The sequence below is a fragment of the Corallococcus sp. AB049A genome (assembly GCF_003668885.1).
In the GTDB taxonomy this organism is placed as follows: Bacteria; Myxococcota; Myxococcia; order Myxococcales; family Myxococcaceae; genus Corallococcus; species Corallococcus interemptor.
In genome coordinates this window covers 1-13,244 of record NZ_RAWL01000241.1, presented here as the reverse complement: position 1 = coordinate 13,244, position 13,244 = coordinate 1, and the positions used below count along the sequence as shown (strand labels likewise).

Here is a 13,244-nt window from a genome sequence, read left to right as displayed (position 1 = left end):
GGGATGCGCCACGCCCTCCTCGCGGTAGCGCCGCACCAGCGTGTCCAGGTGCCCGCGGTCCAGGGAGGTGTTCAGGGCGTGCGCGGCCTGTTGGAGCAGGGCCTGCTCGGGTCCGGTCACCGCGAGGTCCGCGGCGGCGAGCGCGTTCAAGGACTCCTGCAGGACTTCACGCGCGCTGGCCGGTGCCGCGCTCAGGCGCTGGAGCCACTCGGACGCATCGCCCACGAAGCGCTTCAGCGTCTCCTTGCGCCGCTCCGGGGTGAGCCGGGAGAGCGCGTGGGTGAGCACGGCGGACTCCTCGTCGCGCAGGTGGCCGTCGGAGACGAAGAGGAACCAGGCGCTCTCCAGCAGCAGGCTGATGTTCCGGGGCGCCACGCGGCGCAGGGCCGCGTCCGCGTCCTCCAGCGCGCGGCGCAGCCGCACGTAGCGCAGCATGGAGTCGCCCAGCCGCCGGGTGCGCCGCCAGTTGTCCACGGAGGACGTCACCACGTTCAGGAAGGGCACGATGTTGCGCGCCACGCTGTCGCCCAGCAGCTTCGCCCCCAGGTCCTCGCCCAGGTCGTTCGCCTTCTCCCGCGTGAGGTGCTCCACGCGCCCCAGGCCGAGCGGATCCTCCTCCGTGTCCTCTCCCGCGCCGCCGCGGAGGAGGGCGTAGAGACGTGAGAAGTCGGAGGGGTCGTCCGGGTCGAAGCGCACGTGGAAGGCGCTGGCCAGGTCGCACGCCAGCCGCAGGTGGATGAGGGCCTGCATGACCATCTCCGCCGTGATGACGAGCCCCGACGCGGGGATGGCCACCATCACCCCCACGACGCCCGTGTCCGCCGAGGCCGCGGTGATGCCCGTGGTCACCGAGCCGCTCCCCGCGCCGGTGAGGAAGGCCGCCTCACAGGCCCGGCGGATGTAGGCCTCAGTGACGTCCGCGCCCGTCCCCTTCGCGTCCGCGACCGCGTGCAGCCGGTGCGCGTCGTAGTGTCGCAGGTAGGTGGACAGCAGCTGGGTGAACCAGCGCCCCGTGCGCAGGTCCCTGGCGGACAGCTGCTGCATCAGCGTCCGCGTCAGCTGCCAGGTCCGCTGGAGGGCCTCCGCCCCTTCCGCGCTCTGCCGTGGGTCCAGTGCCGGTGTCTCCCTCATGGTTCCTCCTCGCGGACTCGCACCCGTGGAAACGATGGACACGCGGGCAAGGTCCGGCAGACGCCAGCGCCAGGGGGCCCGGGGAGCGGACCTGTCACGGCCCGGTCACATGTGCTCCTGACATTCTCCTGACATCCTCCCGCGCTCGTGCCCAAGGTGCGGAGGCCCGCGACGGGTGCTGGCCTACCTGACGCAGGGCACCGTCATCCGGCGCATTCTCCGTCACCTTCCGCCTCCCCCCAGCACCAGCGCCATGCTCATCGCCGTCGTCTCCCGAGGTCCACCGTGGACCGGCCGCGACTCCATACCGCCGGGGCGCCCGCGTCGACACGTCGGTCGACACAGGTCGATGTGACGAAAGTCCGTCGGCCCGGCATCCCTCCGAGCGAGTTCCCTCGGAAGACGGGGCCGCGAGGCGCGGCATGGGCGTTGCTCTACGTCCGGGAGCACGCGGCGGCGGGGCACGCCGCTCCGTCCCGCGCGAGCACCTCACCCTCACCTCCCCAGGAGCCCGTCATGCCTGTCCCGACCAACCCCACCCTGCCGACGTCCAACCCGAACTCGCTGTACACCACCATCGTCAACACGACGCCCAACACGCTGAACGTCGTCATCAGCACGCCCGACTCCACCCAACTCCTGTCGCTCTCCAACAACGGCGTGCTCGGGCCCGCGGGCTCCGCGACGGACACGGTCACCGTGATGTCCCAGTACTACAGCGACAACACCGTCAACATCGGCCTGTTCGACCCCAACTACTCGGAGAGCGCCTCCGTCGCGTCGTTCTTCGCGCACCAGCATGACGAGACCGGCTTCCGGAACCCCGTGCCCTGGGCCGACACCTTCAACTTCGTGGATGGCTACTACTTCGTGGGCCAGCCGTCGGCACAGCCCGGTCAGCTCAAGGTGACCCTCGGCCGCAACAGCACCGCGAAGTAGCGGCCCGCGGCGTCCTCGGCCCAGGGGAGCCGGGCAGGCCCATGCCACCGTCCGCCCGGCACGGAACCGTGACATACACAGACATGTCACATGACTTCTCATTGGCCCTGAATCCTGCCATCTCACGCCAAGACAGCCTCGAAGCCCGATAAGGCTTGCACCGACGTCACCACGCTCTGCCCGGGCGGCAAGGAGCGCATGCGGCGCCTGATGGAGGTGGTGCGCGCGAAGCGCGTGGACCTGACGCCGCTCTTCACACACCGCTTCCCGCTCAAGGACATCCGGGACGCGTATGAGCTGTTCAACCAGCGCAAGGACGGGGTGCTCAAGGTCGCCATCCGGCCTTGAGCACGCCTGGGGAGGCTAGCGCGGCGCGAAGGTGCCCTCGTAAAGGGATGCCCTGGCCGCGCCCCCACTGCTGACGAGCTGCGCTTCGCCCAGTTGGAAGGGGGTCGGAACCAGGAGCGGGTAGCCGTCCGCGTCCGCGCCGACGGTGAGCATTTGCAGACGCAGGTCGAGCCGCACGCCAATCTCCGTGTTCTCCAGGGGCATGTTCACCACATAGGAGTAGCCCCACCCCGACGCCGTCACGACGAAGTCCAGGGTGCGTCCCTGGAGCGCGGCGACGAACTGCTGCATCACCTTCTCTGGGACCGCGCCTCCCAACTGGAAGGTCACGGGAGAAGTCTGGATCCTGGCCTGCTTCGGGCCGTTCTCCTGGATGCGCGTCACCGTCGCCGACTCATAGCTGATGACGAAAGGCACGCTCTTGCCGATCAGGTCGGCGAAAATGCCCACGGGACCGTCCCTGGGCGGAGACGGGGGCTCGAACTTGAGGGTCCCGGAGATCCACCCGCCGGAGTCCACACCGATGCCCACGTTCGCGGTGCCATCCTCCGGCACCTTGAAGAGGAAGCGCACCGGACGCGCCTCCCCCTCGCCCAGCGTGAACGTCATCGGATTCGGCGATACCAGCGTGACGGGCACCGTGACACCCGGCGCGTCCGTGCGCTCCACGTGCCAGTCTCCGTTCAACTGGATGGAATACGTCCCGGCCATGAGCGGCTGGCTCACGGAGTCCGCGGACGTGTCCGTGAGGGTGACGTTCTGCGGGCCGGTGATGGCGAACGTCGCGCCCACCAGCTTGTAGCTGCGTCCCGCCGACGTCGACACCAGCGGCAGCTCCAGCAGTCCTTCGCCGTCGCGAACCACCGGGGTGGACGGTCCTGAAACCTCACCACAGGCGAGCGCCAGCAACACGAGCGCGCCCACGAACCACTTCAACCCTTGCATGGACTTCCCCCTCAGGAAGGCTCCGACGATAGGTTTCTGAACAATGGACGGTCAAGGCAGCGGCAATCACAGCCATCCCCATTCAGCGCGTGCATCCTGCGGCGCATGAGCGACACCTCCGAACTCAAGACCGCTGACCTCTGCGACGCCCACACGGGCACACCGCATTTCCAGATCGCCGAGCCGGGATTCCTGGACTACGGCGGCCGCCGGAGTTTTTCCGGCCCCATCAGCACCGTGCGCGCGCCGGAGGACAACTCCCTGGTGCGCAAGGCATTGGAGGAGCCTGGCCAGGGTCGCGTGCTGGTGGTGGATGGCGGAGGCAGCCGCCGCTGCGCGCTGGTGGGTGACGTGCTCGCGGCCCTGGGTGAGAAGAATGGCTGGGCGGGCGTGGTCGTGAACGGCTGCATCCGCGACGCGGAGGAGGTCGGCCGCACCGCCATCGGCGTGAAGGCGCTGGGCACCCATCCGCTCAAGAGCGGCAAGCGCAACGAGGGCCAGCGCGACGTGGAGGTGCGCTTCGCCGGCGTCACCTTCGTCCCCGGCCACCACCTCTACGCGGACGCGGACGGCATCGTCACTTCGCAGAAGCCGCTGCGCTGACCTTCGCCTTCCCCACCCCGGGCCACACGGAGCGCAGCGTCCCCGCGATGGCACGCAGCGCCTCCGCCCGGGGGTGGCCCGGACGCCACGCCAGCACCAGCGTCCGGCCCGGCCCCGGCGGCGCGAAGGGCCGCACCACCAGCTGCCCGTGCCGGTTCTCCGTGGACACCGCCAGCTGGGGCAGCAGCGTGACGCTGCCCATGGCCATCACCATCTGCGCGAGCGTCGTCAGGCTGGTGGCGCGGAAGTCCACCTCCCGCGCCCCCACGCGCGTGCACAGGGCCAGCGTCTGGCTGCGGAAGCAGTGCCCGTCCTCCAGCAGCAGCACGTCCTCTTCGTCCAGGTCTCGCAGCTGCACCTGCTTCCGCTTCTCCAACCGGTGCCCCGGCGGCGCCGCGACGACGAAGGGGTCCTCCGCGATGACCGCGTGCTCCACCCTGCGCCCCAGCTCCGCGTCCAGCGCCAGCAGCGCCGCGTCCAGCCGCCCCTCGTCCATGTCCCGCACCAGCACCGCCGTCTTCTCCTCGCGCAGCCGCAGCTGGAGCTTCGGGTAGCGCTTCACCAGCGCGGGCACCACCTCCGGCAACACATACGGCGCCACCGTGGGAATGGCCCCCAGCTGCAGCGGGCCCGCGAACGGGTCTCCCATCCGCGCCGCCGCCGTGAGCAGGTCCTCCGCCTCCGTCAGCACCCGCCGCGCCCGTGACACCAGCTCCTCGCCCGCGGGCGTGAGCATCACCCTGCGCGCGTCCCGCTCGAACACCTTCACGCCGAGCACCGACTCCAGCTGTTGAATCTGCGCGCTCAGGGCGGGCTGTGAGACGTGGCATCGCTCGGCCGCCCGCCGGAAGCCCAGCGTGTCCGCGACCGCTACCAGGTACTCCAGCTGCCGCAAGGTGATGTCGTTGAGTGAGGCCATAGCCCCTGCCTATCACTCCCATCCAAACGATGTCTTGGCCCAATCACCGGGACCTCTCTACCTTTCCCCCCGTCGCAGTGTTCCCGCGGCCCACGCAAAGGAAAGCGTCCATGTCCCAGCGCCCCACCCTGACCACCGAAGCCGGCGCCCCGGTCTCCGACAACCAGCACTCGCAGACGGCCGGGCCCAACGGTCCGGTGCTGCTGCAGGACCACCACCTGCTGGAGAAGCTGGCCCGCTTCAACCGCGAGCGCATCCCGGAGCGCGTGGTGCACGCGGTGGGCTCCGGCGCGTACGGCACCTTCGAGGTGACGCAGGACCTCACCCGCTTCACCCGCATGAAGGTCTTCAGCGCGGTGGGCAAGAAGACGGAAGCGTTCCTGCGCTTCTCCACCGTGGCGGGCTCCAAGGGCGCGCCGGACACCGCCCGCGACCCGCGCGGCTTCGCGGTGCGCTTCTACACGGAGGACGGCAACTGGGACCTCGTGGGCAACAACACGCCGGTGTTCTTCCTGCGGGACGGCATCAAGTTCCCGGACTTCATCCACTCGCAGAAGTACGACCCGTACACGAACTGCCAGGAGCCGGACAACGTCTGGGATTTCTTCTCCCACTCCCCGGAGGCCACGCACCAGTTCACCTGGCTCTTCGGCGACCGGGGCATCCCCGCGACGCTGCGGCACATGGATGGCTTTGGCTCACACACCTTCCAGTGGGTGAACGCGACGGGCGAGCGCTTCTGGGTGAAGTTCCATTTCAAGACGGACCAGGGCATCCGCACGCTCACCACGCAGGAGGCGGAAGCGATTGGCGGAAAGGACCCGCAGCACCACCAGCGCGACCTGTACCAGGCCATCGGCCGGGGTGACTTCCCCTCGTGGACGCTCAAGGTGCAGGTGATGCCGGAGGCGGACGCCGCGAGCTACCGCTTCAACCCGTTCGACCTGACCAAGGTGTGGCCGTACAAGGACTCCCCGCTGATGGAGGTGGGCAGGCTCACGCTCCACCGCAACCCGGAGAACTTCTTCGCGGAGGTGGAGCAGGCGGCGTTGGACCCGGCGCACTTCGTGCCCGGCATCGGCCCGTCCCCGGACCGGATGCTCCAGGCGCGCCTGTTCGCATACGGCGACGCGCACCGCTACCGGCTGGGCATCAACAGCACGCAGCTGCCGGTGAACAAGCCCTGGGGCGTGAAGGGCGGCGCGCGCAACTACGGCCGTGACGGCGCCATGCGCTTCGACGGCAACGGCGGCCGCGGCCCCAACTACGAGCCCAACAGCTTCAACGGCCCCGCGCAGACGGACGAGTCCCCGGGCACCGGCTACTCGGTAGGCGGCACGACGGGCACCTTCCTCCACGGCAAGCACGCCGAGGACACGGATTACGTCCAGGCCGGCGCCCTCTACCGGCTGATGGACGAAGCGGCGAAGGCGCGGCTGGTGGAGAACATCTCCGGCAGCCTCGCGCAGGTGAGCCGCGAGGACATCATCACCCGCGCCATCGCCCACTTCCGCGCCGCCGACGAGGACTACGGCTCGCGCATCGCGCAGTCCGTCCAGCAGAAGCGCCACGCGCGGTGATGGCCCCGTCACCGCATGTAGCCGTCCGAGAGCGTGCGCAGGAAGGCGACGAGGGCCTGCTCCTCCTGGGGCGACAGGCCCAGGTTGCCCAGTTCCAGCGTGTTCACGTTCAGCCCCACCTCCGGCAGGGGCCAGCAGTCCACCCCAGGCGTCCCGGACGCGCTTCCGGTGCAGACCGGCAGGACGTCACGCGTGTTGTAGAAGTGGACGACGGACTCGAGGCTCTTGAAGGAGCCGTTGTGCATGTAGGCCTTGGTGAAGCCGGGGAACGGGCGCTTGTCCACGTTGCGCAGGGTAGGAACCTTGACCCTGCCCAGGTTGGCGCGGGCGGAAGCGGCATATTCCTGGCGCGTCTGGAGGAAGCCCCCCAGGCCCGTGTCGATCCAGAAGGGGCCGTCGGGGTTGAACTGGAGCTGCCAGTACCAGGGATTGAGCAGGTTGCGCGGCACGCCCAGGTTCTCGAACGTGTAGTCCGTGAAGAGCGGCGGCTCGCCGCCCGGGCCTCGCTGGCTCAGGTGGCAGTTGTCGCAGTGGGCCTTGCCCTGGAAGAGCTTCAGGCCCCACTGCTCCTGGGGAGACAGCCGCGCGCGGCCCGCGAGGTACGCGTCGTACTTCGAGGAGAAGGCGTTGACCTCGCGCGAGCCCTCGTACGCGGCGATGGATCTCGCGATGTTGTTATACGCGAGCGGAACGTCGTTGCAGACGCGGGGGCCCCAGACGGCCCGGAAGAGGTCGCCGTATGGACCTTCGCAGACCTTGACCACGACAGCGGCCTCGCTGGGATTGTTCTGCTCCACCGGGTTGAGGAAGGGGCCTCGCGCCTGGTCCGCGGCGGGGTTGCCCAGCAACTCGCCGGTGGCGCGGCCATCCCAGAAGTTGCCGCCCACGAAGTCCGCCTGCCCCGGTGTCACCCGGTGAAGGATGGGGGCCTGCGTGGCGTAGGCGGACGAGGGCGGCTTGCGATTGCCGAAGCGTCCCCGCACGGCGCCTTCATAGACGGAGCCGGTGAGGTTGATGAGCAGGCTGGGGCCCGTCCAGCCCACCTCGGGGCCATGACAGACGGCACACGGCTGGCCCATGGGCTCGGAGAGCCGGCGGTCGAAGAAGAGCAGCTTGCCAAGACGTTCCACCGGCTTGAGCCCGCCGCCCGTCTCGCCCAGCGTGGCCTCGAAGATGGCCGAGGCCTGGAGGGCTTCGGCCGTCTCCGCGGGCTGCGCTTCGCCCCACGCCAGGGTTCCCCCCAGCATCAACAGCAGGAACAGACTCCAGCAGGACCGCGACCCTTGCATTTCCGGCACCTCGGGTTGAGAGCGGCGGCCAGGGTGACGTCGCCACCGGGGCTCCGGCCATGGGCCGGGAGCGCGGACGGCTGTTGGATTCCAGGAATGCGCCCCCGGCGTATCGACACGACGCAGAGGCCTGATTAGGAAGGAACACAGACCATGAGCTCCCCGAACGATCCGAAGAACACCTCCCCGTCCGCTGATGACGCCGCCGTGCTGGACTTCGTGAGGAGCGCCTTCACGGTGGTCCGCGCGGGGGACGCCGCGAAGCTGCGCGAGATGCTCGACGCCGGGCTCCCCGTGGGCGTTCGCAACGAGCGGGGCGACTCGCTCCTGATGCTGGCCAGCTACCACGGCCACGTGGAGGCCACGCGCCTCTTGCTGGAGCGCGGGGCGGACCCGGAGCAGCCCAACGACGCCGGGCAGACACCGCTGGCCGGCGCGGCCTTCAAGGGCAACGAGGCCATCGCCACGGTGCTGCTGGACGCGGGCGCGAACGTGGACGGCACGGGCCCGGATGGCCGCACGCCGCTGATGTTCGCGGCCATGTTCGACAAGCTGGAGATGATGGAGCTGCTCATCCAGCGCGGCGCGGACCACCGGCAGCGGGACGCGGACAAGCGCACCGCGCTGGACTACGCACGCTCCATGGGCGCGGCGCGCGCCGCCGAACGGCTGTCGCCCAAGCCTTAAGCGTTCGTGTGGCCCCAGGCGTTGTCGGACGGCCTGCCCCGGCCGTCCCCGCCCCGGGCCGTCGTCGCCTCCCTCAGCGAGGTGACGGCCTCCACGATGTGCCCGGCGTCGATGCCCGCGGCGTCCAGCAGCTCCGCGGGCTTCCCGGAGCCGGGCATCTTCGTCACCGCGAGCCGCACCACGGTGGGCAGCCGCTCGCGCTCGCCGGTGAAGGCCTCCAGCACCGCGTCCGCCAGGCCCCCTTCCGCCCAGTGGTCCTCCACCACGATGAGCCGCCCCAGCGTCTCGCGCGCGGCCTTGCGCAGCGTCTTCGCGTCCACCGGCTTCACGGAGTACAGGTCGATGACGCGCACCGCGATGCCGTCCTTCTTCAGCGCTTCGTAGGCCTTGAGCGCTTCGTGCAACGTGATGCCGGCGGCCACCACCGTCGCCACGTCTTCATCGGACTGGCGCAGCACCTTGCTGCCGCCGATGGGGAACTCCTCCGTCGCCGGGTAGAGCACCGGCGTCTTCTCCCGCGTGCTGCGCAGGTAGGTGATGCCCTGGCGCTCCACCACCTGCGCCAGCAGCTTCGCGGTCTGGTTCGCGTCGCTCGGGTAGAGCACGGTGCTGCCGCCCACCGCGCGCATCATCGCCAGGTCCTCCAGCGCCATCTGTGACGGGCCGTCCTCGCCAATGGATACGCCCGCGTGGCTGCCGCACAGGTGCACCGTGGCGTTGGAGATGGCCGCCATGCGCACCTGGTCGTACGCGCGCGACAGGAAGGCCGCGAAGGTGCTGACGAAGGCCTTCTTGCCCAGCACCGCCAGCCCCACCGCGCTGGACACCATGTTCTGCTCCGCGATGAACATCTCGAAGTAGCGCTTCGGGTGCGCCTTCTGGAACTCGTTCGCGTACGTGGAGTTGGACACCTCCGCGTCCAGCGCCACCACGTCCGGCCGCGCGTTGCCCAGCGCCAGGAGCGCGTCCCCGTACGCCTTGCGCGTGGCCTCCTTCTGGCCGACCTCGTACACGGGCAGCACCAGGTCGGAAGCCTTGTCCTGCACGGTGGCCTTCAGCGCCTCCGGCTTCTTCACCTGGATGCGGACCTGTCGCTCCCCGCCCAGCTCGCGGATGGCGTCCTTGGCCTTGTCCTCCGGCAGCGGCTTGCCGTGCCAGCCGTCGTGGTTGGCGATGAGCGAGGAGCCACGCCCCTTCTCCGTCTTGCAGATGAGGCAGGTGGGCTGGCCCTTCTTCGCCTGCGCTTCGGCGAAGGCCCGGTCGATGGCGTCCAGGTCATGGCCATCCAGCGTGAGGGCGTTCCACCCGAAGGCGCGGACGCGGGCCGCGTAGGCCTCCAGGTTCCAGCCCAGCTCCGTCTCGCGGCTCTGCCCCAGGCGGTTCACGTCGATGATGGCGCACAGGTTGTCGAGCCCGTAGTGGGAGGCCTTGTCGAACGCCTCCCACACGGAGCCCTCCGCCGTCTCGCTGTCGCCCATGAGGACGTACGTGCGGAAGGGCAGGCCGTCCATCCTCGCGCCCAGGGCCATGCCCACGCCCACCGCCAGGCCCTGCCCCAGCGAGCCGGTGGCCACGTCCACGAGCGGCAGCACGTGCGGGTTCGGGTGGCCCTCCAGCCGGCTGCCGAACTTGCGCAGGGTGAGCAATTCCCGGTCGTCGATGGCGCCCGCCGCCTTGAAGGCGGAGTAGAGGACCGGACAGGCGTGGCCCTTGGAGAGCACGAAGCGGTCGTTGTTGGGCGCTTTGGGTTGCTGGAAGTCGAAGCGCAGGTACTTCTGGAAGAGCACGGCCAAGATGTCCGCCGCGGACATGGACGAGCTGGGGTGGCCCGAGCCCGCCGCCGTGGTGCAGCGGATGCTGTCGATGCGCAGCTGCGCCGCGAGGTCCGCCAAGGTGTCCGCCATCATGTCGCTCCGGGGTTGGGGGTGTGCCCGGGTACTGTGTTGACTGCCCTGGCTTGCGAGAAGCGCTGCCCCCCGCCGGCCCTGTTCGCAGGCAGAATCCGCGAGTGCCTGCCCGCCCGGCCGGACCTGGGCGACAGGGCATGCGCAGATTAGAGAAACGCCATCCGGGAGCTTCGCGCCCCCGCCGGGAGAATCCATGAATCCGCTGCGACAGCTCGCCGAGTTCGGCCAATCCGTCTGGGTGGACAACCTCCAGCGCAGCTACATCACGAAGGGCACGCTGAAGAAGTTCATCGAGGAGGACGGCCTCAAGGGGCTCACCTCCAACCCGACCATCTTCCAGAAGGCCGTGTCGGGCAGCGACGACTACCAGGACCTCTTCGACGCGGCGAAGGGCAAGGGCGTCACGGGCAACGACCTCTACGAGCAGCTGGCCGTGCGCGACGTGCAGGGCGCCGCGGACATCCTCAAGTCCGTGTACGACGCGACGAAGGGCCAGGACGGCTACGCGTCGCTGGAGGTGTCCCCGCTGCTGGCGCTGGACACGCAGGGCACGCAGGAGGAGGCGCGGCGGCTGTGGAAGACGCTTTCGCGGCCCAACGTGATGATCAAGGTCCCGGGCACGGTGCCGGGCGTCCCCGCCATCGAGCAGCTCACCTCGGAGGGCATCAACGTCAACGTGACGCTGCTCTTCAGCCAGGAGCGCTACCGGGAGGTCGCCCTTGCCTACGTCGCCGGCCTGGAGAAGTTCGCCGCGTCCGGCGGGGACGTGAGCCGCGTGGCGAGCGTGGCGTCGTTCTTCATCAGCCGCATCGACGCCATCGTGGACAAGGAGCTGGAGAAGAAGCTGAAGGCGGGCGCCACGCCGGAGCAGCAGAAGGCGATGGAGGGGCTGAGCGGCAAGGTGGCCATCGCCAACGCGAAGCTCGCCTACCGCGCCTTCAAGGAGGTCTTCGGCAGCGCGCGCTGGAAGGCGCTCGCGGCGAAGGGAGCCAGGGTGCAGCGCGTGCTCTGGGCGAGCACCAGCACCAAGAGCCCGAAGCTGCGCGACGTGCTCTACGTGGAGGAGCTCATCGGCCGCGACACCGTCAACACCATGCCGCCCGCCACCATCGACGCGTTCCGCGACCACGGCAAGGTGCGCCCCAGCCTGGAGGAGGACCTGCCCGCGGCGGAGGCGACGATGCGCCAGCTGGAAGCGGCCGGCATCTCCATGAAGACCGTGACGGACGAGCTGGCCACCGACGGCATCCGCCTGTTCTCCGAGTCCTTCGACCAGCTTCTCTCCGCGGTGGGAGAGAAGCTGAAGAAGACGTAGCGCCGAAGGGGCCGCGCCTACCGGTAGGTGTCCAGGTAGGCGCGGTGGCTGCTGGAGAACTCGTAGCTGGTGAACGCGTCCCAGTTGATGGACCAGGTCATCAGCCCCTTGAAGCCCGGGTAGCCACCCGCCTGCCGCAGCACGTAGGCGCCTCCGAAGGACTGGCCCTTCATCAGGTAGTCCAGCGCCTTCCGCACGTTGGCGGGCGTCGTGTAGCCGCCGCCCGCGGCCTGCGGCGAGGACGGCAGGCCGATGACGACCTGCTCCGGACGCAGCGCGGGGAAGACGGCGCTCGCGTTGCCGCCCACGGGGAAGCCCTGGAGCAGCATCTCCGCCATGGCCACGTGGAAGTCCGGCGTGGACTGCGCGTAGGCGCGGCCGTCCAGCGCCATCACGGTGCCGGTGTTGTAGTGCTGCACGTGCAGGTACGTCAGCCGGTCGCGCAGCGCGTGGATGACGGGGAGGTACGCGCCCCAGGGGCCGCCGTACGCCGCGTAGCCGCCCTGCACGTAGGCGGTCTCCGGCGCCATGGTGAGCAGGAAGCCCGCGCCGTTGTCGTTGAGCAGCTGGCGAGTGCCGGCGATGAGGTTCTGGATGCGCGGCGTGGTGGGGTTGCGGAAGTCGGTGTCCCCGCTGTTGAGCGACAGCGACGCGCCCTCCAGGTCCAGGTCCAGGCCGTCAAAGCCATACGTGTTGATGAGCCCCTGCATGCTGGTGACGAAGGCCTGCCGCGCCGCCGCGGTGTCCAGGTGGATGGTGCCGTTGGCGCCGCCCAGGGAGATGAGCACCTTGCGGCCCTGCGCCTTGAGCGTGGCGATGTCTGCTTTGAACTCGGCCACGGTGGCGTTGTAGGGCGTGAAGCCCATGGTGCCTGACGGCGCGCCCGCCACCGGCTCCGCGAAGGCCACCTGGATGACGTTGAACCGGGACGACACGTCACGCAGCCGGATGTTGGTGGAGCCGTTGTCGAAGTTGTGCCAGTAGCCGACCAGCACCTTGCTGCCCACGGGCGCCGTGTTGCCCGTCGTCACCGAGACGGTGTTGCTCGCGACGGAGCGGTTGCCGGCCGCGTCGCGCGCCTTCGCGGTGAACGTGTAGACGGTGTTGGCGGCGAGCCCCGTGACGGTGGCGCTCGTCGTGGTGCTGGTGGCCGCCGCGCTGGTGCCGCCGTTGACGAAGATTTCGTAGCCGGTGACGCCCACGTTGTCGCTGGACGCGTTGAACGCCAGGGACACGCTGGAGGCCGTCACGCCGGTGGAGCGCAGGGAGCCGGGAGCGGTGGGGGCCTGCGTGTCCGCGGGGGGATTGCCGGTGCGCTCCAGCCAGAGCGCGAGCACGTTGGGCGGCTCCCAGCCCACCAGGGACGTGTGGGCCTGACGGCAGTCGTAGCCCTTGCCGCCATACGACGCGATGTCGCCCACGGCGTACGCGACGCCTGGGGCCCAGGCACCCCGGTCCGCGGCCAGGGCCAGGGTGGGCAGAAGCAGCAGGAGCACGGCGAGGGCCGCGCGGGACGAGGAACGAGGGGGATGCATGTGGGGGAAAGCCTCCCGGAAATGGGTCCGGAAGACAGGGAGGGAG

General features: G+C 69.6%; 12 protein-coding genes. 6 read left to right on the top strand and 6 right to left on the bottom strand.

Features of this window, described 5'->3' with window-relative positions; genetic code table 11:
• Positions 1–1,131: hypothetical protein (locus tag D7X55_RS24135; RefSeq protein ID WP_121724308.1), on the bottom strand; the 1,131-nt coding region annotated here is incomplete at its 3' end.
• 516 nt (positions 1,132–1,647) lie between these two features.
• Between D7X55_RS24135 and D7X55_RS24130 the strand changes: the two genes are divergently transcribed.
• Both D7X55_RS24130 and D7X55_RS24125 read left to right on the top strand, forming a co-directional pair.
• Positions 1,648–2,070 carry a hypothetical protein gene (locus tag D7X55_RS24130; RefSeq protein WP_120550675.1) on the top strand — a complete coding sequence of 141 codons (423 nt, stop codon included), beginning with the start codon at positions 1,648–1,650 and terminating at the stop codon, positions 2,068–2,070.
• A gap of 198 nt (positions 2,071–2,268) precedes the next feature.
• Entirely contained in the window at positions 2,269–2,418 is a 150-nt protein-coding gene (locus tag D7X55_RS24125; RefSeq protein WP_233610024.1) for a hypothetical protein, read from the top strand.
• 15 nt (positions 2,419–2,433) lie between these two features.
• Here the strand turns inward: D7X55_RS24125 and D7X55_RS24120 are convergent, their stop codons facing one another.
• Positions 2,434–3,363, bottom strand: coding sequence for a hypothetical protein (locus D7X55_RS24120; protein ID WP_147470190.1), 930 nt, complete (start codon positions 3,361–3,363; stop codon positions 2,434–2,436).
• A gap of 105 nt (positions 3,364–3,468) precedes the next feature.
• Between D7X55_RS24120 and rraA the strand changes: the two genes are divergently transcribed.
• Positions 3,469–3,966 (top strand): ribonuclease E activity regulator RraA, encoded by a 498-nt coding sequence (gene rraA / locus D7X55_RS24115; protein WP_121724306.1) that lies wholly within the window; start codon positions 3,469–3,471, stop codon positions 3,964–3,966.
• On the opposite strand, the gene D7X55_RS24110 is transcribed toward rraA, so the two are convergent.
• Positions 3,941–4,885 (bottom strand): LysR substrate-binding domain-containing protein, encoded by a 945-nt coding sequence (locus D7X55_RS24110; RefSeq protein WP_121724305.1) that lies wholly within the window; start codon positions 4,883–4,885, stop codon positions 3,941–3,943. The two genes, rraA and D7X55_RS24110, sit on opposite strands and share 26 nt — an antisense overlap.
• 110 nt (positions 4,886–4,995) lie before the next feature.
• Here D7X55_RS24110 and D7X55_RS24105 point away from each other — a divergent pair, with 110 nt between their 5' ends.
• Positions 4,996–6,465 (top strand): catalase, encoded by a 1,470-nt coding sequence (locus D7X55_RS24105; protein WP_120550671.1) that lies wholly within the window; start codon positions 4,996–4,998, stop codon positions 6,463–6,465.
• Between the two features lie 8 nt (positions 6,466–6,473).
• Here D7X55_RS24105 and D7X55_RS24100 read toward each other — a convergent pair whose 3' ends face one another.
• Positions 6,474–7,754, bottom strand: a complete 1,281-nt coding sequence (locus D7X55_RS24100) for a cytochrome-c peroxidase (RefSeq protein ID WP_233610023.1) — start codon at positions 7,752–7,754, stop codon at positions 6,474–6,476.
• A gap of 153 nt (positions 7,755–7,907) precedes the next feature.
• Between D7X55_RS24100 and D7X55_RS24095 the strand changes: the two genes are divergently transcribed.
• Complete coding sequence (locus D7X55_RS24095) at positions 7,908–8,441, top strand: ankyrin repeat domain-containing protein (RefSeq protein WP_121724304.1); 534 nt, start codon at positions 7,908–7,910, stop codon at positions 8,439–8,441.
• On the opposite strand, the gene D7X55_RS24090 is transcribed toward D7X55_RS24095, so the two are convergent.
• On the bottom strand, positions 8,438–10,543 hold the full coding sequence (locus tag D7X55_RS24090) for a transketolase (protein ID WP_255425029.1): 2,106 nt from the start codon (positions 10,541–10,543) through the stop codon (positions 8,438–8,440). The two genes, D7X55_RS24095 and D7X55_RS24090, sit on opposite strands and share 4 nt — an antisense overlap.
• On the opposite strand from D7X55_RS24090, the gene tal reads away from it, so the two are divergent.
• Positions 10,542–11,663 (top strand): transaldolase, encoded by a 1,122-nt coding sequence (gene tal / locus D7X55_RS24085; RefSeq protein WP_120550664.1) that lies wholly within the window; start codon positions 10,542–10,544, stop codon positions 11,661–11,663. The two genes, D7X55_RS24090 and tal, sit on opposite strands and share 2 nt — an antisense overlap.
• A gap of 17 nt (positions 11,664–11,680) precedes the next feature.
• Here tal and D7X55_RS24080 read toward each other — a convergent pair whose 3' ends face one another.
• Positions 11,681–13,198 (bottom strand): chitinase, encoded by a 1,518-nt coding sequence (locus D7X55_RS24080; RefSeq protein WP_120550663.1) that lies wholly within the window; start codon positions 13,196–13,198, stop codon positions 11,681–11,683.
• Positions 13,199–13,244 lie beyond the last annotated feature (46 nt).